Origin of the sequence: Kribbella sp. NBC_00889, assembly GCF_045207705.1 — a bacterium.
Lineage (GTDB): Bacteria > Actinomycetota > Actinomycetes > Propionibacteriales > Kribbellaceae > Kribbella.
Genome location: NZ_CP108783.1, coordinates 7,687,921 through 7,712,820 on the forward strand (window position 1 = coordinate 7,687,921; position 24,900 = coordinate 7,712,820).

A 24,900-nucleotide genomic window follows, 5' to 3' on the forward strand; every position below is an offset into this window, starting at 1 on the left:
TCCATCAGATGTCGAGGAAGCGGACGTCCTTGGCGTTGCGCTGGATGAAACTGCGCCGCGCCTCGATGTCGTCTCCCATCAGCGTCTGGAACGTCTCGTCGGCGCGGATCGCGTCGTCCAGGGTGATCTGCAGCAGCACCCGGTTGGCCGGATCCATCGTGGTGTCCCACAGTTCGTTCGCGTTCATCTCGCCCAGACCCTTGTAGCGCTGGATCGGATTCTCCTTGGGCAGCTTCCGGCCCGCCTCGGCGCCGGCCTCGAGCAGGCCGTCGCGCTCCCGGTCGGTGTACGCGAGCTCGTCGGCGTGGTTGCTCCAGCGGATCTTGTACAGCGGCGGCTGCGCGGCGTACACATGCCCGCGCTCGATCAGCGGGCGCATGAACCGGAACAGCAGCGTGAGCAGCAGGGTCCGGATGTGCTGGCCGTCGACATCGGCGTCGGCCATGATCACGATCTTGTGGTACCGCAGCTTGTCCTCGTCGAAGTCCTCGTGGATACCGGTGCCGAGCGCGGAGATGATCGCCTGGACCTCGTTGTTCTGCAGGACCTTGTCGATCCGGGCCTTCTCGACGTTCAGGATCTTGCCGCGGATCGGCAGGATGGCCTGGAACTTCGGGTCCCGGCCGCCCTTCGCGGAGCCACCGGCCGAGTCACCCTCGACGATGTAGACCTCGCACTCCTCCGGGTTGGTCGACTGGCAGTCGGCCAGCTTGCCGGGCAGACCGCCGCCACCCAGCAGACCCTTGCGGTTGCGGGCCAGGTCGCGCGCCTTGCGAGCCGCGATCCGGGCGCTCGCCGCGGCGGTCGCCTTGCGGATGATCTCGCGGCCCTCGGCCGGGTTCTGCTCGAACCAGGCGCCGAGCTTGTCGTTCACGACCCGCTGGACGAAGCCCTTGACCTCGGTGTTGCCGAGCTTGGTCTTGGTCTGGCCCTCGAACTGCGGCTCGGCCAGCTTGACCGAGATGATCGCGGTCAGACCCTCCCGGATGTCGTCACCGGTGAGCCTGTCCTCCTTCTTCTTGATCATGCCCTGGTCCTCGCCGAACGAGTTGACCAGTGAGGTCAGCGCGGCCCGGAAGCCTTCCTCGTGCGTACCACCCTCGTGGGTGTTGATCGCGTTCGCGAAGGTGTGCACGGACTCCTGGAACGAGCCGCTCCACTGCAGCGCGACCTCGAGACTCATGCTGTTCTCGCCGTTGGACGCCGCCTCGAACGAGATCACGTCGCGGTGCACGGTCTCGCGGATGCCGGTCAGGTACTTCACGTAGTCGACCAGGCCGTTCTCGGCCTTGAACGCCTGCTCGACCGGGTGGCCGTCCTCGGTGTGGTCCGGCCGCTCGTCCCGGATCACGATCTCCAGGCCCTTGTTCAGGAAGGCCATCTCGCGGAAGCGGGTGGTCAGCGTCTCGTAGGAGTACGTCGTGGTCTCGAAGACATCCGGGTCCGCCCAGAACGTCACGGTGGTCCCGTTCGACTCCGACGTACCGATCTCGGCGAGGTCGGCGTCCGGGACGCCGTGCGAGAAGGACTGCGTGTACAGCTTGCCCTTCAACTTCACGTCGACCTTGAGCCGGCTGGACAGCGCGTTCACGACGGACACACCGACCCCGTGCAGACCACCGGACACCTTGTAGCCGCCGCCGCCGAACTTGCCGCCGGCGTGCAGGACGGTCAGTACGACGGTGACCGCCGGCTTGCCCTCGGACTCGACGATGTCGACCGGGATGCCGCGGCCGTTGTCCTCGACGCTGACCGCACCGTCGGGCAGCAGGGTGACGACGATCCGGTCGCCGTACCCGGCCATCGCCTCGTCGACGGCGTTGTCGACCACCTCGGTGACGAGGTGGTGCAGACCACGCTCACCGGTGGACCCGATGTACATGCCCGGTCGCTTCCGGACCGCGTCCAGCCCCTCCAGGACCTGGATCGCACTCGCGTCGTACTCGCGCTCGACGATGTTCGACGGGATCTCGTCGAGCATCGCGGGAAGCTCCACGCTGTCGGGTGCGGCGGTGCCGATGGGGTCGGCGGACTGGTTGGCGTCGATCTCGGTCGGCTCGTCGGTCACCGGCTGTTGTCCTCCTCGGACCCCGCGTTCGCGGAGCATCGCTGCACAGTGGAAACCGCCCCCTACAGTGTTGTCAGAGGCGCGGTTCGCTCTACAGTCTCCATCTTACCTGTCGACCGAAGCAGAACCTGCCACCAGGCGCCTGAAACTCGGGTCAGGGCGTCTTTTCTCCCTCATCTCCATGTCCCCTCTCGCGGGTGGGGGGCCAGAAAGCGCTCACGGCCGCTCAGTGGCCTCCAGCCGGTTCACCACTGACCGTCTGGGAACTGAGACGACGTAAACCGGTACAGACCGGTTGAACAGACCGCAGCGGGCGTGGACGAGGCGGGCCGTCGCGCACCCCATCGCCCTTAGGATCGCTGCCGTGGAAAGTCTCGACGACGTCATCGACGCCATGATCGCGGAGCGGGTGATCCACCGGCATCGGCGCAAGTGGCTGATCGCGATCGCCCTCGTCGTCGTCCTGGCCCTGATCGTTCTCGCCACCGGTGGGTGGAAGGAGAAGACGGGCCGGACCGTGCCCACGCTGACCGCGCCGGTGACGGTGACGTCCGGCAAGTGGGAGTACAACTTCACCAAGGCCGAGATCGTCCAGCACCCGAAGAAGGAGTACTCGCCGGCCGAGGCCGAGCTGCTGGTGTACTTCGACCTGAAGAACATGGACGACGAAGAGGACACGAGCGACTCCCTGGACGGCCGGCTGCTCCGCCTGGTCCCCGGCGACGGCAAGGATCTGATCGAGTCCAACGGAGCGAACTGCCGTGGACAGCTGGGCTGGGTCGTCGTCTTCGGTCTGCCACCGGTCAGTTGCGTCACCAAGTTCGACATACCGCCGGACTTCGCCGCCGACGTGGTCGAGATCGGTGTCCTCGGCGAGCGCTTCGAGTCCGACCAAGGCTTCCTCGGCGCGAACGAGGACCCGTACTGGCAGCAGCCGGAGGCGGATGCGGTGGTCCAGCTCAAGCCGACCGTCGTCGTCGACAACGGGGAGAAGAAGTGAAGCTGTATCGCCCCGCCACCGTCCTGGTCGGTGTCCTGTTCATCCTGCTCGGTGGACTGACCCGGCTCGCCACCCCGGACCACGTGTACGAGAAGCAGAACGTGGAGGTCGTGCACGGCACGATCGGCGAGAAACTCCCGTACGGCGACTCGTCCGTGACGATCACCCGGATGAAGTTCGCCAAGACGGTGGTGGAGAGCAGCGCGGGTGAGGACGACGAGCCGATGGAGACGGACGGCGTGTTCGTCGCGCTCGAGTGGGACGCCGTCCGCGGGGTCACCGAGCCGCTGGCGGGCAACCCGACCCTGCGCGCCGACGGCGGCACCATCTACCGGCCGCTGGGCATCACCGAGTCCGGCGTCGACTTCCCGGACCCCGGCTTCGCCCAGATCGGCGCCGTCGTCTTCGAGGTCAACCCGTCGGATCTGAAGGGTCTGACGCTCCGGCTCGATCCCGCGCCGCTGTACAACGTCCTGTACGTCGCCATCGACGTCGACCTCGGCATCCCGAGTGAAGAGGTGGCTCAGCGGCTCGTCGACGGAGCCGCGGCCCAGTACGTGTTCGGGAACCGCGAGGTGAGGGTGGCGTGAAGATGACCAGGCACCGCGCGGTCCGGTGGGGCGTACAGCTCGCCCTGATGCTCGCGCTGCTGTCGACGAGTTGCTTCCTGATGCTGCGGGACTACATCGACAACGACGAGGAGTTGTTCGACGAGGGCCGGGTCACCGAGGTGGTCAAGCAGGGACCGGTGACGATCGGCGACGTCGAGTGGAAGCTGGATTCGCTGGAGACCTACACCACCCTCGTGGACGACGAGGGTGAGGAGATCTCGCTCGACGACAAGCCGGCCGGCTCGGTCATCGTGGTCGCGAAGATGACGGTGAAGCCGCTCGACGGCCTGTACATGAAGGAGAACGGCTTCAGCTGCACGGCCAGCCTGCGCGACGACCGCGGCAACCTCTGGCAGACCAAGCAGCCGTACAAGTTCGAGCTGCCGACGTACTGCACGAACGAGGACCAGCCGTTCTACCGGAACAAGCCTGGAGATCTCGCCGGGGTGTACGTCGTCCCCGAGTCGGCCGTCCCGCATCTGACCGGTGTCGTCGTTCAGAACCTGGAAGAGCGCCGGCGCGTCATCCTGACTCCCTGAGGGCGGCCCGCCGTCAGGCGTTGACCGGCTGCTTGTCCGCCTCGTTCGTCTCCGCCTTGGCCGCGTCCGCCTTGGCCGCTTCCGCCTCGGCGGCCTCGGCACGGCGCTGGGCTCCGACCGAGATACACAGGTCGAACGCGGCCGCCAGCAAGGCGATCCGTAGCGGCTCGAAGATGAGGCTCTGGCCCAGGTCTGCGATCTCGTGGACCATCAGTCCCCAGTGCATGCTCTCCGGTCCGATCGCCCGCTGGATCAGGACGAACGCCCAGTCGCTGCCGAGCAGCCAGAACGTGTAGACCATGCAGACGACGCCGAGGAAGACCGGGCCGACCCGGACCAGCAGCCGGAACGCGTTCAGCGTCGGGTAGAACTTCTCCCGCAGTCCGCCGAGCAGCAGGTTCGGGGCTTTGTTGGTGAGGGCAACGATCCGGTTCTGCTGCGGTGCCTCCTGCTCGAGCTGATCGCCGAGGCGGCGCTCCACCCGGGTGCCCTTGAAGACACCGCCACTGGTCAGCACCCGATGACCGAAGACTACGGTCGTGATCGCGAGCCAGGTCAGCGGCTCGGCGACGCCGAGCTTGAACAGCGGCCAGAGGCTCTCCCAGAAGAAGCCCCAGAGAAACTCGATCCCGGCCGGGATCGGGATGTGGATCCCCGCGAAGAAGTCCTTCAGCCCGCCCCACCAGTCCAGCGACCAGTACCAGAAGTTCCGCTCGCTGATCCAGTCCTTGGCGTCGGCGACCGCGAACGGTGTGACGACGACCGTGATCAGCAGGAAGAACGCCTCTGCCCAGACCTGGACGAACTTCGCCGGCCGGCTCGGCCAGCGGTCGTCGACCGCCTCGATCACCCGGCGCAGGACCAGCAGGATGACGATCGCGGGCAGGTACTTGTGCCACTGGCCGCCGCCGAGTTCGAAGAAGGCGGCACCCGACTGCAGACCACGCTGGACGTTGTTCGTGGACGTCAGCGATCCGATCTGGTCCTCGAGGAATCCCCAGGCCGACCACACCGCGACCAGCGGCAGCAGGGTGACGGCCAGCAACTCCATCACGCCTTGCTGCGTCGGGTCGGAGGTCTCCTCGCTCTGGTTGGACGCTGCGTCGCGCCAGCGGTAGAGCGAGGTCGCGCAGGTCCGGATCATGCCGACGGCGGCGGCGATCTGGAGCAGCACGCCGATCGAGAACACGCCGGTGCCGAGGCTCGAGTGCGCATGCTCGTCCAGCCAGATCGCGGCCTCGACGCAGGCCTTGAAGCCGAGGAAGCCGGCCAGCCACCAGGTCGTCAGGGGCAGGAGGTTCCGCCACCAGAGCCGGAAGGTGTCTCCGATCAGGTGGACCATCTCGCGGAAACCATCGACGATCGTGCGCATCGCGCCCGATCCTAGGGGGTCTGCGGGTCGCTGGGGGGAATCCGTTAGCCGTAGGTGTCGCGGGGGCCGCGGCCGCCGCGGATGGTGCGGGGGCCCTTGCGCCAACTGGGGGTGTGGGGGCCCTGGACGTTGACCTCGGTGACCGTGCCGTCGCCCAGTTCGGTGTTGAGGCGGCGGACCAGGTCGGGGGCGAGGAGCTTGAGCTGCGTGGCCCACGCGGTGGACGACGTACGCACGGTGAGCACGGTGTTCTCGTAGGACTCCGGCGTACAGTGCTCGGCCATCTCCGGACCGACGATCGACGGCCAGCGCGCCATCACGCCGTGTACGGCGACGTCGACTTCCCAGCCCTGGTCGCGCATCAGCCGGCCGAGCGTGTTGGTCAGCTTCTGTGGATCCCGGTCGTCCGGACGTGCGCTGCTGATCTGGGCGCCGTCGATCCGCGGCCGCCGGCGCGTCCGCTTGACCGGCTTGATCGGGCCGTTCGCGGCCTGCTGCTTCAGCCGCCCGGCGAGCGATTTCGCCAGGTCCAGTCCCTGCTTGTCGTGGTCAGGTTCGCCCGGACGCTCCGGAGCCGCCTCGCTCTCGAAGCCGCTCTCAGAGGAATTCCGGGGTTCAGGCACGCCGTACGGATCCTTCACCGACATCGAACCGGACACCGGTGAGCTCAGCGGGCACATCCGCGCCGACCGCCGCGGTCACCAGCACCTGCTCGGCCGGCGCGACCAACTCGGCCAGCCGGTCCCGGCGCTGCGTGTCGAGCTCGGCGAACACGTCGTCCAGGATCAGCACCGGTTCACCCCCGTCCGCTCGAAGCAGTTCGTACGACGCCAGCCGCAGCGCGAGCGCGAACGACCACGACTCACCGTGACTCGCATACCCCTTCGCGGGCAAGTCCCCGAGCCCGAGTACGACGTCGTCGCGATGGGGTCCGACCAGAGACACACCCCGCTCGAGCTCGTCCTGCCGCTTGTCCCGGACCGCTGCGTTCAGCACCTCCGCGAGCTGCTCCCGCGACACCACACCGGGCTCGAGCAGGACCGACGACTTGTACTCCAGCCGCGCATTACCCTTGCCTCGGGCAACAGCGTCGTACGCGCCGGAGACCAATGGACGCAGGGACTCCAGCAACTCCAGCCGGGTGGCGAGCAGTTCGGACCCGGCGCGGACGAGATGCGAGTCCCAGACCTCGAGCGTGCGCAACTGTCCCTCGGCGGCGCCGGCCCGGTTCTGCCGGCGGGCCATCGAGGCGCTGCGCAGCAACGAGTTCCGCTGCTTGAGCACGCGGTCGTAGTCCTGCCGTACGCCGGCCATCCGCGGCGACCGCAAGGTCAGCAACTCGTCCAGGAACCGGCGTCGTTCGGACGGATCGCCCTTCACCAGCGCGAGATCCTCCGGCGCGAACAGCACCGTACGGAGCAGGCCGAGCACTTCCCGTGGCCGCGGTACGGGCGAGCGGTTCACCCGGGCCCGATTTGCCTTCCCAGGATTGATTTCCAGCTCGACGACCACGTCCCGGTCGTACTGGCTGCGGATGTCGGTCCGCACGATCGCCCTGGTGGCTCCGGCCCGGACCAGTGGCGCGTCGTTCGCGACCCGGTGTGACCCGAGGGTCGCGGTGTAGTGGATCGCCTCGACCAGGTTGGTCTTGCCGTGGCCGTTCGGCCCGACGAAGGCGGTCACGCCCGGAGCGAGCTCGACCTCCGCCTGCGCGTAGGACCGGAAGTCGAGCAGACCCAGGGCGGTGACATACACCTCAGTGCTTGGGCGGTGTCGCGTACGACGGATCCGCGGCCTCGGCGCCCTTCACCGCGTGACCGCCGAACTGGTTGCGCATCGCGGCGATCGCCTTCATCGCCGGCGAGTCCTCCTGCCGGGAGGCGAACCGGGCGAACAGCGCGGCCGAGATGGCAGGCATCGGCACCGCGTGGTCGATCGCGGCCTCGACGGTCCAGCGGCCCTCACCGGAGTCGTCGGCGTACCCGCGGATCTTGGCCAGGTGGTTGTCGTCCTTCAGCGAGGCGACCAACAGGTCGAGCAGCCAGGACCGGATCACGGTGCCCTCGCGCCAGGACTCGAACGCTTCCGGCACGTTCTCCACGACGTCGGCGGCCTCGAGCAGCTCGTAGCCCTCGGCGTACGCCTGCATGATGCCGTACTCGATGCCGTTGTGGACCATCTTCGAGAAGTGCCCGGCGCCGACCTTGCCGGCGTGCACGAAGCCGAACTCACCCTCGGGCTTCAGCGCCTCGAAGATCGGCATCACGATGTCGACGGTGTCCTTGTCGCCACCGCACATCAGGGCGTAGCCGTTCTCGAGGCCCCAGACGCCACCGGACACACCGCAGTCGACGAAGCGGATGTCCTTCTCGGCGAGCTGAGCGGCCCGGCGGGTGTCGTCGGTCCAGCGGCTGTTGCCGCCGTCGATCACGATGTCGCCGGGGGAGAGCAGGTCCGAGAGCTCGGCGACGACCGCATCGATCGCCTGCACCGGCACCATGATCCAGACCACCTTGGGCTGGCCGGGCGCGGTGAGCTTGCCGACCATGTCGGCCAGGTCCTTGGCGTCGGAGATGTCCGGGTTGTGGTCGACCCCGACCACGGTGTGGCCTGCGTTGCGGATCCGCTGGCGCATGTTGCCGCCCATCTTGCCGAGACCGACAAGGCCGAGCTCCATCGTGAATCCCCTTGTTCTGTTGGCTTTCAGCTGTTCAGGCGGACCGGCATCAGGACATACCGGAACTCGCTGATCGGATCACCGTCGAAGTCCCGCACACCGGTCAGCTCGGCCGGCTTGGTCGCCTGCGTGAAGGCCAGGTGCGCTACCGGCGTACCGATCGCGTTCAGGCCGTCGAGCAGGTACGTCGGGTTGAAGCCTACGGTCACCGGCTCACCGGACACGCGGGCCTCGATCGACTCGGACGCCTGGGCCTCGTCACCGCTGCCGGCGTCCAGGGTCACGGTGTCGTCGCTGAACGTCAGCCGGACCGGCGCGTTCCGCTCGGCCACCAGGGCCACGCGCTTGACCGCCTCGACCAGCGTGGCGGTGTCGATCCGGACCCGGGTCGCGATCGCGGCGTCGGTCGGGATGATGCCGCGAACCTTCGGGAACTCGCCGTCCAGCAGGCGGGTGGTCGCCCGCCGGTTGCCGCCGGAGACCTCGCCCTCGAAGCCGACGATGCCGTCACCGGTGCCAGGCGCGGCCAGCGAGACGATGACGTCCGATCCGGTCATCGCCTTCGCGGTCTCGGACAGCACCCGGGCCGGCACCAGCGCGGCCGCGGACGCGTCGGGGGACTGCGGGTTCCACTCGAGTTCGCGGATCGCCAGCCGGTAGCGGTCGGTGGCCAGCAGCGAGATCATGGATCCCTCGATCTCGACCCGGACACCTGTCAGCACCGGAAGCGTGTCCTCACGCCCGGCCGCGGTCACCACCTGCGAGACCGCCTGGGCGAAGACGTCGGCCTTGACCGTCCCGCTCGCGGCCGGAAGCTCCGGCAGGGCCGGATATTCCTCGGTGGGAAGCGTCTGGAGCGTGAAGCGCGAACTGCCACACGTGACTTGGACCTTCGCGCCGTCGACGGCGATGTCCACCGGCTGGTTCGGAAGGCTCTTGGAGATGTCGGCGACCAGCCGGCCGGAGATCAGGCACTTCCCGCTGTCGGCCACCTGCGCAGGCACGGTGACCCGGACGGAGGTCTCGTAGTCGAAACCGGACAGGGTGATCTGCCCGTCCTCGGCCTCGACCAGGAGGCCGGCAAGGATCGGGACGCTGGGACGACTGGGCAAGCTGCGCGCGGCCCAGGCCACCGACTCGGCCAGTACGTCGCGCTCGACGCGAAACTTCACCGCTGGGTGCCTCCTGATTCGGCTGTGTGCCAGGCAGATCCTGCCACGGACAAGTGTGCTCTGCGCCAATCGGGCGTGACGTGGCGCTTCGGGCGGGTCGCGTCGGCGTCGTTCCGGTGGTTCTGCGTGCTGCCCCTCATTGTGCTCCGAGGACAGCCTGACAGGTGCCGCAAGCCGGCGCGAGACCGGGGTTTTCCCCAGGTTGGGCCGCTCGATCGTTTTGTGGACTGGGAACTCTCTACAGATTCCATAGGGTTCTTAGCACCGGTGGATACTGTGGAAAAGCGACGACTTCGCAGGTCAGGTACCGAATCGGCGTGTGGACGGCGTGTGGACGAATCCCGGTCTGTCTGAGGACGCCTGGTGATGAAGAATTCTGTCCCCACAGCCAATCCACAACACACAGCGATGTGTCCACGGTGATACCCCCAGTTATCCACAGGAGTATCCCCAGGCTGTGTGGTTCCGGTGACCGCGTCGTAGCACTCGGCGTACAGAATTCTGGACGCGGTCACCGGGCCTCATTGCTGCTTCGCTTGGTGCTTGATCCGGTTGGTCAGTTCGGTCACCTGGTTGAAGACGCTGCGCCGCTCCGACATCAACTGCCGGATCTTCCGCTCGGCGTGCATCACGGTGGTGTGGTCGCGGCCGCCGAACTGCTGACCGATCTTCGGCAACGACAGGTCGGTGAGCTCGCGGCACAGGTACATGGCGATCTGCCGCGCGGTCACCAGCACCCGGCTCCGGCTCGAGCCACACAGGTCGTCGATCGACAGACCGAAGTACGACGCGGTCTGGCCCATGATCATGCTGGCCGTCACCTCGGGCTTGCTGCCTTCGGGGATCAGGTCCTTCAGCACAATCTCGGCCAGGCTCAGATCGACCGGCTGCCGGTTCAGGCTGGCGAACGCGGTGACGCGGATCAGTGCGCCCTCGAGTTCACGGATGTTGGTCTGCACCTTCGAGGCGATGAACTCCAGCACCTCCGGCGGCGCGGTCAGTCTCTCGGTGGCCGCCTTCTTCCGCAGGATCGCGATCCGGGTCTCGAGGTCGGGCGGCTGGATGTCGGTGATCAGGCCCCACTCGAACCGGTTCCGCAGCCGGTCCTCCAGCGCCTCCAGGCGTTTCGGCGCCCGGTCGGAGCTGATCACAATCTGCTTGTTCGCGTTGTGGAGGGTGTTGAAGGTGTGGAAGAACTCCTCCTGGGTCTGGATCTTGCCCTCGAGGAACTGGATGTCGTCGATCAGCAGGACGTCGACATCGCGGTACCGGCGCTGGAACTGGGACGCCTTGTCGTCACGGATCGCGTTGATGAAGTCGTTGGTGAACTCTTCGCTCGACACGTACCGAACCCGGGCCCCGGTGTAGAGGCTGCGGACGTAGTGGCCGATCGCGTGCAGCAGGTGGGTCTTGCCGAGACCGGAGTCGCCGTAGATCAGCTGCGGGTTGTACGCCTTGCCAGGCGCCTCGGCGACGGCGACCGCGGCCGCGTGGGCGAACCGGTTCGAGCTGCCGATGACGAAGGTCTCGAAGGTGTACTTCGGGTTCAGCCGCGCCTCCCCCTGTGCCTCGGTGGCCGGCTGGGGCATCCCGTTCGGCGGTGGGGCGACCGAGCCGAGCTGGTGACCGAACGGCTGCTGCTGCGGCGCGGGACCGCGGGGCTGCTCGTAGTGCTGCGGCGCCGGCTGCTGCGGCGGGCTGAACTGTGGCGCGTTGTGGACCGGTTCGCTCAGCGCGGACTGGATCGTCGGCTGGTACGCCCCGTCGGTCCGCAGCGGCTCGCGGACGACGGGCTGCGGCGGCGCCTGTGGTTCACGCAGTTCCGGGTCGAGCGACGGGTCGACCGTCACGGCGATCCGGATGTCGCGGCCGAAGCTGTCCGACAGGATCCGCTCGAGGTCGGGGCGCAGCCGGGTCTCCAGCTGGCCGCGGGTGAAGTCGTCGGGCACCGCGACGATGGCGGTGCTCTCGTGCAGCGTCACCGGGCGGGAGTTGGTCAGCCAGGCACGCTGGTTCGGCGGAAGGCCCGCGAGGACCCGGGTCCAGGCATCACCGAGGTCCGTCACCGGACCCGGTCCTTCGGGTCGTGGCTCGGCAACCCGAGGCCCACCGATCTGCGGCTCGGCCACCCGAACCTCAGCAGCGCCGCTCTCATTGTTCGCACGCCCATCACCCTCGTTCCGCACCGGTCCTGCTCCGTCCCCATACACGGGGCGATCGTTTCCTGGCGGTTCAGCCGGTCCTCGTGCACCGGTCCAGTTGTTGCTGGTCTCACCGGAGTACCTGAGATTGCCGACCACCGGTGCGGCACCGAAGTACGCCGTACCCGCTGGAGGCTCGGGGGTGGGCACCGGAGTCGGCGTCGGCTCCGGGCCGGTCGGCAGATCGGTGGCTGCTCGCTCCAGCTCGGAGCGGTACCCGTAGCCCCGGTACCGCGGGCGGTAGCCGGACTCGGGCGGCTCGGGGAGGGGAATCGGAAGAGAGGGGCTGAGGTGATCGGCCGGATCGGTCCGCGGCTCCGGCTCCGGGGCCGACGGGATCTCGGACCGGAAGTCCACCGCCGGTTCCGGCCTCAGATCCTGTCTGCCGTCGACGGTGTATTCCACCTCTGTGATTTCCGCACTGGCGGAATGGTCCTCGACCACGCGTTGCTCCCCGAATCCATCGCTGCGGTGGCCGGCGCGTTCCGGGCTGGACCCGGGCAGCGCGACCTTTAGACCCGACACCCGTGCAGCCGGTGCGTCGCCCGTTCCGGCTCGGCGCGGTTGCCGTTGTCCGCAGTCGGGCGCCGTACTTTCCACACGGTTGTCCACAACTGTGAACGACGCGTGGAGCAGGTTGGTTACCGATCGCGGGGTGTGGGACCTCTGGTGTGAGGGAGAGACGCTAACAAGTCTGCCCAGCCTGCTACAAGCCGTCATCCACAGGCTATGAACAGCAATTTGGGGGAAACGTCCGGCGTGTCGGGTAGACGGCGGAGCGTAGTCGTGTTGGGCAGATCGCGGTCGGTGACCATCCTGACCACTGCGTGACGACCGGTGACCGACCGTGTGCCCACTATTCTGTCCACAGACCTGTGGATAACTATGGGGATGGCTGGTTTGACCTGTCCACAGGCGGCCACGTACCGTTGATCAGTCGGTGTTGAACCGGCCCTTTTGTGCTGCGCTCCCTGCTGGACCACACTGGTTCCTGAGTGGCGTGTGTGCAGGACTGCACCAGCGGCAGATCTATCAGTGGATCTGTCGATCATTGTGATCTCGAGTAACCGGAGTCATTCCAGTGAGCAAGCGGACGTTCCAGCCGAACAACCGTCGCCGGCACAAGAAGCACGGCTTCCGTCTTCGGATGCGTACCCGTGCCGGGCGCGCGATCATCGCCGCCCGCCGTGGCAAGGGTCGTCAGCGCCTCGCGGCCTGACCGACCTCCTCGACGGTGACCACCTCGTGTTGCCCGCGTCGAACCGGTTACGCCGGTCCGACGACTTCCGCCGCGCCGTCCGATCGGGACGGCGGGCCGGGCGGCGTGCGGTGGTCCTCCATCTGTTGGTGCGGGACGACCGGGCGGACGACGCTCAGGCCGCGCCCGCTCGCGTCGGATTCGTGGTGAACAAGGCGGTGGGCAACGCGGTTCTGCGGAACCGGGTCCACCGCCGTCTGCGTGCTGTCCTGAGCACGCGGCTCCCTGATCTACCGGCCGGCAGCCTGACCGTCGTCCGCGCCCTTCCGTCGTCCGCTTCGGCGTCGTACGACGAACTGGCCGCGGACGTCGACGGCGCGCTGCGGCGGATCCTGGACCCACGATGAGGATCAATCCCGTGAAGAGCGGGATCATCGGTTTTCTGAAGTTGTACCGGCTGACCATCAGCCCGATGTACGGGCAGGTGTGCAGGTTCTACCCGAGTTGCTCGGCGTACGCCCTGGAGGCGGTCGAACGCCACGGCGCGGTGCGCGGTTGCTGGCTGGCGGCGAGGAGACTCGTTCGCTGCCACCCGTGGAACCCCGGCGGCTACGACCCCGTTCCACCCACAGATGTCGACCAGCGCGGAGACTCGATCTCCGCCAACCAGCCCGGGCCGTCTACCGACGCCGGGCCTGCGCAGCGAGGTGCTTGAGTGACTCTTCTGGCCATCCCCGAACTCGCGTTGTGGGACGGGATCGTAGACCTGTTCAACGCCGTCATGACGCCCCTGTACTGGGCTGTCTCGGCGTTGCTCGTCGGCTGGCACTGGCTACTCAGCCAGGTGCTCGACCCGAACGGCGGCTGGGCCTGGGCGCTCTCCATCGCCGGCCTGACCGTCGTCATCCGCACCTTGCTGATCCCGCTGTTCGTCCGGCAGATCCGCTCCAGCCGGAACATGCAGCTTCTGCAGCCGAAGATGAAGGAGCTGCAGAAGAAGTACGGCCACGACCGGGAGAAGCTCGGTCAGGAAATGATGAAGCTGTACAAGGAGACCGGGACGAACCCGTTCTCCTCGTGCCTGCCGCTGCTGCTCCAGTCGCCGATCTTCCTCGCCTTGTTCCGGGTGCTGGACTACGCGGCGAACGGCAAGGCTCACAGCAAGATCATGGAGCCGTACGTCGAGTCGCTGCAGCACGCCAAGATCTTCGGAGCGGAGATCTCGCAGACCTTCCTGAAGGCGAGCGGTCCGGGCGAGAACAACGTCAAGATCGTCGCGATCGTGCTGATCATCCTGATGACCGCGACGATGTTCACCACGCAGCTGCAGCTGATGCGCAAGAACATGCCGAAGGAAGCCCTGACCGGCCAGGCCGCGCAGATGCAGAAGATCATGCTGTACGTCTTCCCGGTCTTCTTCCTGATCGGCGGCTTCAACTTCCCGATCGGTGTGCTGATCTACTGGTTCGTCTCCAACGTGTGGACGATGGGTCAGCAGTTCTACGTGATCCGCCGCAACCCGGCTCCGGGCACTCCGGCGTACGACGCGATGGAGGCCCGCAAGCGCGAGCACAACCTGCGCGCGGGCAAGCCGGCCGACGAGGGCCTGGCGTCTGCCGACGGTACGACGGAGCCCGGTTCGGACCGGCGTCCGGCGCAGCGGCAGCAGCCGAAGCGGCAGTCGCGCAGCGACCGCAGGGGCGGAGCTGCCGTCGGCGGTGCTGCGAGCGGCGCATCAGACTCCGACGGCGCGGCGGACGGTGCGAAGGCCGCCAGCAATGGGCAGGCGTCGAACACCCAGCCGAACGCGGCGAAGAAGACTCAGGCCGGTGCTGCCAAGAAGCAGCCGGCCGGCAAGAAGAGGACGGCAGCCAAGCGCCAGCCGGCGGCGAAGTCGGCCGCCCAGAAGAAGGCGGCGCAGAAGAAGTCCGGCGGATCACGCTGACCCGCCTGCGCTGATTCCTCTTCCTGCTTGTGTATGACCTGGGTCCCCGTGGGGCGGATCTCGACATTGTGAAGGAGTGGCCGTGAGCGACGGCATGCAGAACAACGAGGCGACAGAGGAGTCCACCGACTCCGCTGCCGATCGTCTGAAGGCGCTCGAGGCGGAGAGCGACATCGCCGCCGACTACCTCGAAGAATTGCTGGACATCGCCGACCTCGACGGTGACATCGACATGGACATCGACGGCGACCGTGCCGCGGTCTCGATCGTCGGTGCGGAACTGAACAACCTCGTCGGCGAGAACGGCAAGGTGCTCGAGGCGCTGCAGGAGCTCACCCGGCTGGCCGTGTACCGGGAGACCGGCGAGCGGTCGCGGTTGATGCTGGACGTGTCGAACTACCGGGCGAACCGGAAGGCCGAGCTGGAAGAGGTCGGCCGGAAGGCCGTCGAGGAGGTGAAGGCGACCGGGACCCCGGTACGCCTGGACCCGATGACGCCGTTCGAGCGCAAGGTCGTCCATGACGTGGTGGCCGCCGCCGGCCTGACCAGCGAGTCCGAGGGCGAGGAGCCGCGCCGCCGCGTCGTCGTCCAGCCGTCGTGATCCGATGATCGCCGGACGTGTGACCTTGTGACCGAACCTGTTTCACGTGAAACGCCGCCGCTCGTGGAGAAGCTGTATCCACGGGCGGCGGTCCGGCTTGCGGCGTACGCCGAACTGCTGGCCACCGAGGGAACTCTCCGCGGGCTGATCGGTCCTCGCGAGGTTCCGCGGCTGTGGGATCGCCATCTGCTGAACTGCGCGGTCCTCGAGCGACTGGTCCCCGAGGAGTCGACGGTCGCCGACATCGGCACCGGTGCCGGCCTGCCGGGGATCGTGCTCGCTCTCGTTCGTCCAGACCTCCACGTGTCGCTCGTCGAGCCGTTGCTCCGGCGCACGACGTTCCTCCAGGAGGCGGTCGAGTCCCTCGGACTCGAGAACGCCACTGTGGTCCGCGCACGGGCCGAAGAACTTCCGCCGGCGTCGTACGACGTGGTGACTTCCCGGGCCGTCGCTCCCTTGGGCAAACTGGCCGGGTGGTGCCTGCCACTCTGCGTCGAAGGGGGGCTGATGCTGGCGATGAAAGGCTCGTCCGTCGAGGAGGAATTGGACGCCTCCGAACGCGAACTCGAAGCCCTCGGAGCCGAACTGTGGCACATTCACCAACTCGGCGTCGATGAACTGGCCCAGCCGACGACAGTCGTGAGTATTGTGGCCGGACGTGCTGCAGGGGGATCCCGGCACGGAAGACGCGGGAGGTGAGTGGGTTGGTGAGTCGTGCCCTCGGATGGCCCGAGAAGAGCACCGGGGAAGCCAAGAGTTCCCAAGCGATCGGCTGGCCCGCACAACCCGCATCCAACTCCCAACTGCTGACGGCAGACCCCGAGCCGGCGAGCGATGAGTACCGGCCGCCGATCGACAGTTCTGCTCTCCGAACCGTCGCCGCGACCGGCCTCGACCAAGTACTGGAAACCGCATCCGCTCCCGACGAGTCTCCCGTTTCACGTGAAACCGGGGAGCCGGGAGATGATGGCGTTTCACGTGAAACGGCATCGCTGGTGGATGCCGACGACAACTTCTCCGAGTCTCCACCGCCTGTGGATGACGACCGCCTGAAACTGCCTCCGCACACGGGGATTCGTCCACAGAAGCCTGTGGATGAAGCTGGGGGCAGACCCGCCCCGACCCCTACCGACATCCTCTTCGGGCCAAGTCCCGCACCTATTGGAATGGGCGCTATGACTGCCGCACAGATCGCCGCGCGGGCCACGTCGGACGAGCTTCAGCGACGACTTCTCGAGACTCCGATCGCCGCCGCCACCGAACGGACCCTGCTGGTGAATGAAGGACGCACTATGGGCCGCGAGTTCCCGCTGCCTGCCGAGACCCGGGTCTTCGTCGTCGCCAACCAGAAGGGTGGCGTCGGCAAGACCACGACGACCGTGAACGTCGCCGCCGGCCTCGCGCTGTACGGCGCGCGGATCCTGGTCATCGACCTCGACCCCCAGGGCAACGCCTCGACGGCCCTGGGCATCGATCACTCGGAAGGCACCCCGGGTGTCTACGAGGCGGTCATCGAGGGCGAGTCGCTGGGGAAGCTGCTCCAGCCCTGCGCCGAGCACCCCGGGATCATGGTGATCCCGGCAACCATCGACCTGGCCGGTGCCGAGATCGAACTCGTCAGCATCGTGGCCAGGGAGAGCCGGCTGAAGCGCGCCCTCGACGCGCACCTGGCCGAGACCGAGGCTGCGGGCGAGAAGTACGACTACGTCTTCATCGACTGCCCGCCGTCGCTCGGCCTGCTGACGGTCAACGCGCTGACCGCCGCCCGCGAGGTCCTGGTCCCGATCCAGAGCGAGTACTACGCGCTCGAGGGTCTGTCCCAGCTCCTCCGCCACATCGACATGGTGAAGTCGCACCTGAACCCGGGCCTCGACGTCTCCACGATCCTCCTCACGATGTACGACGCCCGTACCAAGCTGGCCGGTGAAGTAGCCGCGGAGGTTCGGGGTCACTTCCGTGACGCCGTACTGCGGACCGCCGTACCCCGCTCGGTCCGGATCTCGGAGGCACCGAGCCACGGACAGACGGTGCTCGCGTACGACCCGGCATCTGCCGGAGCGCTCTCCTACTTGGAGGCCTCCCGTGAGATCGCCATGCGCAACAACACCTGATCCGTCGACGGCCCTGGCCCGCCCGGCGTACTGGGACACCGGTTACGGTTGCTCCAGCAGGATTCCTGGGCGGGTTGTTTCACGTGAAACGGTGCTCGGTAGGACCGCAGGACATCAGCAGGTTGTCGAACTCGAGGGAGCGCGATGAACACCCGACTCGGACGCGGACTTGGCGCGCTGATCCCCAGCACGCCGGCCCCTGGGACCACCGCCACCCTCGGCAGCAAGTCCAGTTCGATTCCGGGAGCGCCCCCGGTCGCAAGGCATGAGTCGGAGCTCACCGCGGTGCCGGGTGCCGAGTTCGCCGAGATCGAGGTCTCGAAGATCACCCCGAACCCGAAGCAGCCGCGCAGCGTCTTCGACGAGGACGCGATGGAGGAGCTCGTCCACTCGGTGAAGGAGATCGGGCTGCTTCAGCCGATCGTCGTTCGCCGGCTGGAGCACGACAAGTACGAGCTGGTGATGGGTGAGCGCCGCTGGCGCGCGACCCAGGAGGCCGGCCTCGCCACGATCCCGGCCATCGTCCGCGACACCTCGGACGACGTGATGCTCCGGGACGCGTTGCTGGAGAACCTGCACCGAAGCCAGCTGAATCCGCTCGAAGAAGCAGCGGCGTACCAGCAGATGCTCGACGACTTCGGCTGCACCCAGGAAGTCCTCGCCACCCGGATCGGCCGCTCGCGCCCGCAGATCTCGAACACGCTGCGCCTGCTGAAACTCCCGGCCGGCGTACAGCGCCGCGTAGCCGCCGGCGTCCTGTCTGCGGGTCACGCCCGTGCGCTGCTCGGCCTCCCCAGCGGCGACGCCATCGAGCGCCTGGCCCAGCGCATCGTCGCCGAAGGCCTCTCCGTCCGCACCGTCGAAGAGATCGTCGCCCTGGGCGACATGAACGCCGACGACGCCACCCCAGCCCAACGGCGCCGCAACAAGCCGGTCGCCCCCCGCCTCGTCGACCTGGCCGACCGCCTCTCCGACCGGTTCGAAACCCGCGTCAAGGTCGACCTCGGCAAAACCAAGGGCAAGATCACCGTCGAGTTCGCGTCCCTGGACGACCTGGAACGCATCGTCACCCTCATGGACCCCACCAAGCCCAACCCGTAGTCCGGGCAAGCAGGACGCCCGCCGCCGCGGCCAGCGCCACGACCCTCGCAGCCGGACCACAAGCGTCGCGGACAGTACCCCGGCCTTGACGGCCCCGAGCTCCTCGGCAAGCTCCTGTGCGCACACAACCACGCTCCCGCCTGCCGGCCCATCGCCCGCGCGAGCACTCCCCGAGGAGTAGGCCGCGCCAGCACGTCCGGCGCGACGCTTTTACTCGACTCCGTCACCCACGCACGCCCTTTGCTGCGCGCGCGTCTGGCGGCCGCTGACGACCACGACCGACCTAAGACCTGCTCCATGCGCCCCAGGCGTCCCAACCCATCCTGGGCACCCCGACGAGCCAACCTCCGCAGCTGCCTGACGGGCAACGTGTCGGGACTCGTCACCCTCGACGCACCGGAGTCTTGGAGCAGCGGACAGTGCCGGAGCCGTGGAGCAGCGGACAGTGCCGGAGCCGTGGAGCAGCCGACTGTGCCGGAGCCGTGGAGCAGCCGACTGTGCCGGGGTACGCGGAGCGGTTGCCGATCCTCCAGTGGGACTTGCGGCTTGCGCGCGCACATCCCACGTGTGCAACCACGGCGCGATCACCCGGTGTCGGCCTCCGGGCGTACTCGGCCGACCAGCGGAGGGAACAGCCGCTCCGACGCTCATCCATCCACCCACGCACCGACCAACCCGGCGGCGTAGTCGGACAGGCGCCCTCGGGCCGGCCCGCTGGCCAGACCTACCCGGACTGCCCGAGCCGGCTAGCGCAGTCGGCGCCGGGCAGCCCAGGTCGAGCAGCCTAGGTCGAGCAGCCCAGGATCGCCGGACACCCTGTCCCGCGCCGCGTCTCGTGCTTGGCGGGGCAACACCGTCGCGCGCCGGCCCGGCTCGGTCGGGGCGGCAGCCCCGGTCCCACCCAGCGGCTCGTGCCCCGCGGGGCCAACGTCGGCGCTCTCGACCCGGCCTGGCCGGACGACGCGGGGGTTCCTTTGGTCCAGCAGTTCCTCGGCGGCACGATCTAGACTCAGGGAGGCCTCCCGCCGATCCGGTGTAGCTATTGGTCCTTCGGGTGTACCGAAGGACGGGAGGTAGTAGCTCGAACCCGGCCCGGTGCGGCGCCGCGGAGCCGGCCTGGCTGCGAACCGGGGGACTACTACCCGTCCTTCGGTACGAGCGGACGCCGGCGGATTCCGGGTCGGGGGACGAGGGCAGCTGCCGAGAGCACCGATGCTCTGGGGTCGGCGAGATCGTCCGAGCTCGCTGGCCCCATTCCAGCCGTACTCGCTGGCCGAACTGGCCGCGGTTTCGGACGCCTGCCTTCAGGTGAACCTGAGCCACGGGAGGTAGTCGCCCGAAGCCGGCCGACGGGTCGACCGCGAAGACGGCGACGCCGTGAGCGAGGCGCCCCGCCCAAACCGGTCTGAGCTCTCCCTACCCGCTTGTCGGTACGGTCGGAGGCCCGGGGGATGGCGGACTGGGCAGTTGCCAAGGGGTATCCGCACCGGGGTGGGAGGAGTACTCGCTCGGCGGGATCTGCGCTACGAAGCCCCCGGATGTTTCACATGAAACATGGGACGCGCGGTGGCTTGTCGACCTGGCTGCGGCTGTTCGTCTGACCGTCTCGGGGTGTACCGAACGGCGGCGTAGGAGTCGGTCGCGATTGGCCCAGGGCGGAGTCCCGAGGAGGCTGGGTCACCCCGGTTGCGTGGGTCGGCGGGGTACGCGTGCGGCGGAACCGCTGGATTGCTCTGTGGGCGTGATTCTTAGCGTTCTGCCGGCCGCAGCTCGCAGTTGGATGGCGGTGTCGGGTGTGCGGCGGCCTTGCTGCGCGAGGGTGCTTAGGATCGCGCTGGGGGAGGAATTCTGGGGTTCTGGTCGGCTGCAGCTCTGTCGGACGATCGCTGGGATTTGTCGACAAAGATACTTGGGGACTTGCGGCGAATGTTTCATGTGAAACATTCGCGGGCTGGGTGGCTTCAATGAGGTCGGTGGCGAGGCAAGGGAGAGGCTCCAGGGGAGCGCCTCATCGCCGCAGGAGGTAGCCAGATGAAGGATTCGCCGGCCGGTGACCTCATCAGCCTCCGAGACCTCGTCGGTCCCCAACACAGATCCACCTGGCGCGAGTTCCGCGCGGGAGCCAGGAACCTGACCACGAGAGCGAGGCGGTTGTCCGGGCGTGCGTGGTGGATCTGGTTGCGCTAGGCGCGGGTCGGCTGGGTGAGCTCGTGGAGGGGTGCGACGAGAGACAAGCCGGGCGGTTAGCGGCCCAGGAGTTCGTGGGTGGTTTTGCGCTCGGCGTAGAAGGACAGGAACGGGATGGTGCCGGCGAGGGCCATCAGGATCAGGCGGGGGAGGGACCAGCGGACTCGGCGGAAGAGATCGAAGGTGCCGAGTAGGTAGATGACGTACAGGAAGCCGTGGAGTGGGCCGACGACGTCCATTGCGCTCGGGTCGTCGGCGAGATACTTCAGCGGCATCGCGACGAACAGCAGCACCAGCAGCATGACACCGACGATGTAGGCGATCACGCGATACCGGGTGAGTGCACCGCGGACGGCCGGCGTGAGTGGCTGCGGGGTGGCGGAGGTGGCGGGGTCGGCTGGTGAGGTCACGCTGAAACGGTACCGCTCGACTCCACGGCCGCACCGCCCCGGTCACCTTCTCCACGAGGCTCACCACCGGACCCACCATCGGTCCCGTCACCGGAGCCGTCGGACTCCGAGTCGGTCCGGTGTGCGTCCATGACGATTCGCCACCACATCCACAAGGTGAAGGCCGCGAAGATCCACCACTGGAAGGCGTACGCGACGTTCCGGAGCCCGGCGTGGTCGGTCGGGGGTGGAGGTGGCGGTACGACGGCCGGTGCGGGGGAAGGTACGTCGCCGGACTCGACCGACGCCTGGATGACGAAAGCGTCGTACAACCGGTAGTCGACCATGTGAACGATCGTCGGGATGCGCAGCGACGACAGCACCCGCCCCTTGGCGGCGTCGCCGGACGAGTCCTCAGCCTCCGAGGCCGTCACCGTTCCGGTCAGCTTCACCGGCCCGGAGGGCGCCGCCGCGGCCGGATCGTTGACCGAGGCAACCCAGCCGCGGATGACCATCACGGCACCCGAACCGTCAACCATCAAAGGGCTCGCGACCCAGAACCCGTCCCGATCACCCTGCCGCCGATCCGCGATGAACACCTGGTCCGCGCCCGCCGCCCAAGTACCGCTCACGGTCACGCGCCGGCCGACAGCCTTCGCCGGCAGACCCTCGTCGATGGAGAACAGCGACTGCAACGCGACCGGCGCACCCTCGGACCGCTTGGCCGTGGCCGCGTCCGTCTTCGACCGGTACACGTCCAGCTGCCACACACCTAGCACGGACATCACCGCAGCAATAGCCAATGCCAGAAGCAACAATCCGGACCACCGCGGCGTCAGTACTGTCCGCCACAGCGGCCGTCCATCCATCAGGACCTCAACAACGAGCCGCGGCCGCAGCCAGCAGGTCGCGGCACAGCACACCCAGCTCGACGCCCGCAGCCTCAGCAGCCAGCGGCACCAACGACGTCTCCGTCATCCCCGGAGCGACATTGACCTCCAGGAACCACGGCACACCCGAAGCGTCCACCACGAGGTCCGACCGCGACAGATCCCGCAAGCCCAACGCCTCATGCGCCGTGACCGCAGCCGAAGCACACGCGGACGCGACGCCATCGCCCAGCTGAGCCGGTACGACGAACTGCGTCGCGCCGGCGGTGTAGCGGGCTTCGTAGTCGTAGAACCCGGAGTCCGGCCGGATCTCCACCGCAGGCAGGGCGCGTGGCCCATCGCCCGTGTCGACCACGGTCACCGCGATCTCGGTCCCGTCGATGTACTGCTCGATCAGCGCGACCGGCCCGTAGGCGTAGCAGTTCACCATCGCCGATGGCAGCTCCTCGGCCGACCGCACGATGGACGCACCGAGCGCCGAACCGCCTCGGGCCGGCTTTACCACCAGCGGCAGCCCGATCTGGTGGATCACCGCCTCCATCAGCGCGGCGGCGCCCAGTTCGCGGAACGTTTCGTGCCCAAGCACCACAGACGAGGGCGTTTGCAGCCCGGCGGCGCCGACCATGGTGGATGCCACCGGCTTGTCGAAGGCCGTCCGGCACGCTGCCGCGTCGGCGCCGACGTACGGAACGCCGTACAGGTCGAGGACCTGGCGGAGCGCGCCGTCCTCGCCCGTGACGCCGTGCAGGACGGGGAAGACCGCGTCCGGCGGATCGTCGCGGAGCCGCTCGACCAGGCTTGCATCGACGTCGCGCTGCTCGACCTCGACGCCGACGCTGCGCAGGGCGTCGGCGACCCGTCGGCCGGACCGGAGCGAGACGTCCCGCTCGTGTGACAGTCCGCCTGCCAGTACCAGCACTCGACCCAGATCACTCATCACAAATATCCCGATCACTCGTGGGCGACTCCGGCACGGTCGCCGGTCCCGAGGCCCACTGGAACGGTACCGCTACCGCGTCAAGGACCCCCGGCCGCCCGCAGATCCATTGCGCAACCTTTGCGCACTTTAGGCCTCGATCCGTGGCTCCTGCCACGGATCGAGGCCACGTCAGGTCAACTCCGGACCTGGGGCGTCGTACCCGTGCCCGGCGCCTGGCGGTAGCGGGCCGAAGGTCTGCCGGAGTTCGAGCTCCTCGTGGATCACCGCGGCCAGCCGACCGACGCCTTCGGTGATCCGCTCCGGCGTCGGATGACAGTACGACAGCCGCATGCACTGTGACCCGAATCCGTCGGCGAAGAAGGCGGTTCCGGGGACGTAGGCCACCCGCGCAGTGACCGCGCGCGGCAGCATCGCCTTCGCGTCCAGCCCATCCGGCAGGGTCAGCCAGATATAGAACCCGCCGCCCGGCCTGGTCCAGGTCGTTGCCGCAGGCATCTTTTCGGTCAGCGCCGCCAGCATTGCGTCGCGGCGCTCCCGGTACATCTCCCGGAACTGCTTGACCTGCCCGAGCCAGTCGTGCCGGGTCAGGTACGACGAGATCGCGAGCTGACTGAAGACCGGTGGACACAGGGTCGCGGATTCCTGTGCCAGCACGAGTTTCTCGCGTACGGCGTGCGGCGCGACCGCCCAGCCGACCCGGAAGCCCGGCGCGAACGTCTTCGAGAACGAACCGAGGTAGATCACGCCCTCGCGGTCGTCGGCGCGCAGCGCCCGCTGCGGCTCGCCGTCGAAGCCGAGCAACCCGTACGGGTTGTCCTCCAGCACCAGCAAGTCAGCGCGCTGACAGATCTCCAGCACCCGCGCCCGCCGCTCGTTGGACAGCGAGACACCGGCCGGATTGTGGAAGTTGGGGATCGTGTAGAAGAACTTGATCCGCTTGCCGGCCGCACGCACCGCCGTGATCGCCTGCTCCAGCGCCTCCGGTACGACGCCGTCGTCGTCCATCGCGACGTGGACGACCTCGCACTGGTACGCACGGAAGACGCCGAGGGCACCGACGTACGACGGCGCCTCGCAGATCACCACATCACCCGGGTCGCAGAACACGCGCGTGACCAGGTCGACGGCCTGCTGGCTCCCGACGGTCACGACGACGTCGTCCGGATGGGCGTCGATCCCTTCCAGCCGCATCATGTCGCAGATCTGGTCCCGCAGGACCGGATCGCCCTGGCCGGAGCCGTACTGCATCGCCACCGCGCCGTTGTCGCTCACCAGGTCGCGGACCGCGCCGCCGACCACGTCGAGGGGGAGTCCGGCGATGTTCGGCATGCCGCCGGCCAGCGAGACCACCTCGGGCCTGCTGGCGACCGAGAACAGTGCCCGGATCTCGGATGCGGTCATGCCCTTGGTCCGTGCTGCGTACCGGTCGACGTAGTTGTCGAGACGGGTCTGCCGGACATCAGGCACGTCAGCACTCACAGAGCCACTCCACGGTGATCGAGGGGGAAGTCACCAGATTACGCCGGACCATCCCGAGCGCGCCTGGGCTGTGGAACGGCGTGACCTCTCACTACCATGCCTTATAGGGGCAGGTTCCGACCATGCCGCGGACTGGCTGCTGAGACAGTCTGCGGTTGGGTGCGGCCTGAGAGGTGGAGCGGAAGGCAGGAATCTGGGATGAGCGTGGGCAAGACTGCCGGGTGGACGCTCGGTGGACTGGCACTGGGTGTGCTGGCCGGTTTCGCCGGCGAGCTCTTCCGGCGGCAACCGGCCGCCAAGGTGCAGCAACGGTACGTCGCCCCGGAGGCGACCGAGACCCCGGACGTGCGGGCCGCGGCTCCCACTCCGGCTCCGGCGGCCCGGTGAACCGCAGGTTGAGACCCAAAGTGATGAAGCTA

The 24,900-nt window shown here is 67.8% G+C and carries 22 protein-coding genes and 1 pseudogene; 12 read left to right on the top strand and 11 right to left on the bottom strand.

The window, feature by feature from the left end; translation table 11 throughout:
- Positions 1-4 precede the first annotated feature (4 nt).
- Positions 5-1,981: a DNA topoisomerase (ATP-hydrolyzing) subunit B gene (gyrB, locus tag OG817_RS37720; protein WP_406057602.1), complete on the bottom strand. Its 1,977-nt coding sequence runs from the start codon at positions 1,979-1,981 to the stop codon at positions 5-7.
- A 451-nt stretch (positions 1,982-2,432) separates the two neighbouring features.
- Here gyrB and OG817_RS37725 point away from each other — a divergent pair, with 451 nt between their 5' ends.
- The 3 genes from OG817_RS37725 to OG817_RS37735 are packed head-to-tail and all read left to right on the top strand — an operon-like array spanning position 2,433 to position 4,218.
- Positions 2,433-3,068: a hypothetical protein gene (locus OG817_RS37725; RefSeq protein ID WP_406049727.1), complete on the top strand. Its 636-nt coding sequence runs from the start codon at positions 2,433-2,435 to the stop codon at positions 3,066-3,068.
- Positions 3,065-3,658 carry a hypothetical protein gene (locus OG817_RS37730; RefSeq protein ID WP_406049728.1) on the top strand — a complete coding sequence of 198 codons (594 nt, stop codon included), beginning with the start codon at positions 3,065-3,067 and terminating at the stop codon, positions 3,656-3,658. The genes OG817_RS37725 and OG817_RS37730 overlap by 4 nt, the downstream gene beginning before the upstream one ends.
- A 2-nt stretch (positions 3,659-3,660) precedes the next feature.
- Entirely contained in the window at positions 3,661-4,218 is a 558-nt protein-coding gene (locus tag OG817_RS37735; protein ID WP_396394623.1) for a hypothetical protein, read from the top strand.
- Between the two features lie 13 nt (positions 4,219-4,231).
- On the opposite strand, the gene OG817_RS37740 is transcribed toward OG817_RS37735, so the two are convergent.
- The 6 genes from OG817_RS37740 to dnaA all read right to left on the bottom strand — a co-directional run bounded on the left by OG817_RS37740 (position 4,232) and on the right by dnaA (position 11,505).
- Entirely contained in the window at positions 4,232-5,590 is a 1,359-nt protein-coding gene (locus tag OG817_RS37740; RefSeq protein ID WP_406049729.1) for a hypothetical protein, read from the bottom strand.
- A gap of 44 nt (positions 5,591-5,634) precedes the next feature.
- A complete protein-coding gene (locus OG817_RS37745; RefSeq protein WP_406049730.1) occupies positions 5,635-6,213 on the bottom strand; it encodes a DUF721 domain-containing protein in 579 nt (192 codons plus the stop codon).
- The gene (gene recF / locus OG817_RS37750) at positions 6,206-7,345 is read right to left on the bottom strand and encodes a DNA replication/repair protein RecF (protein ID WP_406049731.1); all 1,140 of its coding nucleotides are present in this window, start codon (positions 7,343-7,345) and stop codon (positions 6,206-6,208) included. Before recF ends, OG817_RS37745 begins: the two co-directional genes overlap by 8 nt.
- 1 nt (position 7,346) lies before the next feature.
- Complete coding sequence (gene gnd, locus OG817_RS37755; RefSeq protein ID WP_406049732.1) at positions 7,347-8,267, bottom strand: phosphogluconate dehydrogenase (NAD(+)-dependent, decarboxylating); 921 nt, start codon at positions 8,265-8,267, stop codon at positions 7,347-7,349.
- Between the two features lie 26 nt (positions 8,268-8,293).
- On the bottom strand, positions 8,294-9,439 hold the full coding sequence (gene dnaN / locus OG817_RS37760; protein WP_396394488.1) for a DNA polymerase III subunit beta: 1,146 nt from the start codon (positions 9,437-9,439) through the stop codon (positions 8,294-8,296).
- A gap of 521 nt (positions 9,440-9,960) precedes the next feature.
- Entirely contained in the window at positions 9,961-11,505 is a 1,545-nt protein-coding gene (gene dnaA, locus OG817_RS37765) for a chromosomal replication initiator protein DnaA (RefSeq protein WP_406057604.1), read from the bottom strand.
- Between the two features lie 1,216 nt (positions 11,506-12,721).
- Between dnaA and rpmH the strand changes: the two genes are divergently transcribed.
- From rpmH to OG817_RS37805, 8 genes and pseudogenes are all read left to right on the top strand, one after another.
- Positions 12,722-12,859 carry a 50S ribosomal protein L34 gene (gene rpmH, locus OG817_RS37770; RefSeq protein ID WP_130386492.1) on the top strand — a complete coding sequence of 46 codons (138 nt, stop codon included), beginning with the start codon at positions 12,722-12,724 and terminating at the stop codon, positions 12,857-12,859.
- 26 nt (positions 12,860-12,885) lie between these two features.
- Positions 12,886-13,245, top strand: coding sequence for a ribonuclease P protein component (gene rnpA / locus OG817_RS37775; protein ID WP_360438064.1), 360 nt, complete (start codon positions 12,886-12,888; stop codon positions 13,243-13,245).
- The gene (gene yidD / locus OG817_RS37780; protein ID WP_406049735.1) at positions 13,242-13,553 is read left to right on the top strand and encodes a membrane protein insertion efficiency factor YidD; all 312 of its coding nucleotides are present in this window, start codon (positions 13,242-13,244) and stop codon (positions 13,551-13,553) included. The genes rnpA and yidD overlap by 4 nt, the downstream gene beginning before the upstream one ends.
- Positions 13,554-13,562: 9 nt before the next feature.
- Positions 13,563-14,537: pseudogene (gene yidC / locus OG817_RS37785) on the top strand (membrane protein insertase YidC); the annotation flags it as partial.
- A 340-nt stretch (positions 14,538-14,877) separates the two neighbouring features.
- A complete protein-coding gene (locus OG817_RS37790) occupies positions 14,878-15,384 on the top strand; it encodes a protein jag (protein ID WP_393386732.1) in 507 nt (168 codons plus the stop codon).
- Positions 15,385-15,411: 27 nt separating this feature from the next.
- Entirely contained in the window at positions 15,412-16,083 is a 672-nt protein-coding gene (gene rsmG / locus OG817_RS37795) for a 16S rRNA (guanine(527)-N(7))-methyltransferase RsmG (RefSeq protein WP_406049737.1), read from the top strand.
- Positions 16,084-16,559: 476 nt separating this feature from the next.
- The gene (locus tag OG817_RS37800; protein ID WP_165553441.1) at positions 16,560-17,495 is read left to right on the top strand and encodes a ParA family protein; all 936 of its coding nucleotides are present in this window, start codon (positions 16,560-16,562) and stop codon (positions 17,493-17,495) included.
- 144 nt (positions 17,496-17,639) lie between these two features.
- Positions 17,640-18,596: a ParB/RepB/Spo0J family partition protein gene (locus OG817_RS37805; RefSeq protein WP_406049738.1), complete on the top strand. Its 957-nt coding sequence runs from the start codon at positions 17,640-17,642 to the stop codon at positions 18,594-18,596.
- A gap of 2,243 nt (positions 18,597-20,839) precedes the next feature.
- On the opposite strand, the gene OG817_RS37810 is transcribed toward OG817_RS37805, so the two are convergent.
- The 4 genes from OG817_RS37810 to OG817_RS37825 form a co-directional block, all read right to left on the bottom strand.
- A complete protein-coding gene (locus OG817_RS37810) occupies positions 20,840-21,193 on the bottom strand; it encodes a DUF3817 domain-containing protein (RefSeq protein ID WP_360438077.1) in 354 nt (117 codons plus the stop codon).
- Positions 21,190-22,041, bottom strand: a complete 852-nt coding sequence (locus OG817_RS37815) for an SURF1 family protein (RefSeq protein ID WP_406049739.1) — start codon at positions 22,039-22,041, stop codon at positions 21,190-21,192. Before OG817_RS37815 ends, OG817_RS37810 begins: the two co-directional genes overlap by 4 nt.
- 7 nt (positions 22,042-22,048) lie before the next feature.
- The gene (locus OG817_RS37820) at positions 22,049-22,999 is read right to left on the bottom strand and encodes a D-alanine--D-alanine ligase (RefSeq protein ID WP_406049741.1); all 951 of its coding nucleotides are present in this window, start codon (positions 22,997-22,999) and stop codon (positions 22,049-22,051) included.
- Between the two features lie 171 nt (positions 23,000-23,170).
- Complete coding sequence (locus OG817_RS37825; protein ID WP_406049743.1) at positions 23,171-24,481, bottom strand: PLP-dependent aminotransferase family protein; 1,311 nt, start codon at positions 24,479-24,481, stop codon at positions 23,171-23,173.
- Between the two features lie 198 nt (positions 24,482-24,679).
- Between OG817_RS37825 and OG817_RS37830 the strand changes: the two genes are divergently transcribed.
- On the top strand, positions 24,680-24,868 hold the full coding sequence (locus OG817_RS37830; RefSeq protein WP_406049744.1) for a hypothetical protein: 189 nt from the start codon (positions 24,680-24,682) through the stop codon (positions 24,866-24,868).
- The last annotated feature ends 32 nt before the right edge of the window (positions 24,869-24,900 follow it).

Coding starts and splice junctions, on each gene's coding strand:
- gyrB (WP_406057602.1), bottom strand. CDS start 1,981: ATGCTCGACGAGATCCCGTCGAACATCGTCGAGCGCGAGTACGACGCG.
- OG817_RS37735 (WP_396394623.1), top strand. CDS start 3,661: ATGACCAGGCACCGCGCGGTCCGGTGGGGCGTACAGCTCGCCCTGATG.
- OG817_RS37740 (WP_406049729.1), bottom strand. CDS start 5,590: ATGCGCACGATCGTCGATGGTTTCCGCGAGATGGTCCACCTGATCGGA.
- gnd (WP_406049732.1), bottom strand. CDS start 8,267: ATGGAGCTCGGCCTTGTCGGTCTCGGCAAGATGGGCGGCAACATGCGC.
- yidD (WP_406049735.1), top strand. CDS start 13,242: ATGAGGATCAATCCCGTGAAGAGCGGGATCATCGGTTTTCTGAAGTTG.
- OG817_RS37790 (WP_393386732.1), top strand. CDS start 14,878: ATGCAGAACAACGAGGCGACAGAGGAGTCCACCGACTCCGCTGCCGAT.
- OG817_RS37800 (WP_165553441.1), top strand. CDS start 16,560: ATGACTGCCGCACAGATCGCCGCGCGGGCCACGTCGGACGAGCTTCAG.
- OG817_RS37805 (WP_406049738.1), top strand. CDS start 17,640: ATGAACACCCGACTCGGACGCGGACTTGGCGCGCTGATCCCCAGCACG.
- OG817_RS37815 (WP_406049739.1), bottom strand. CDS start 22,041: ATGGATGGACGGCCGCTGTGGCGGACAGTACTGACGCCGCGGTGGTCC.
- OG817_RS37820 (WP_406049741.1), bottom strand. CDS start 22,999: ATGAGTGATCTGGGTCGAGTGCTGGTACTGGCAGGCGGACTGTCACAC.
- OG817_RS37830 (WP_406049744.1), top strand. CDS start 24,680: ATGAGCGTGGGCAAGACTGCCGGGTGGACGCTCGGTGGACTGGCACTG.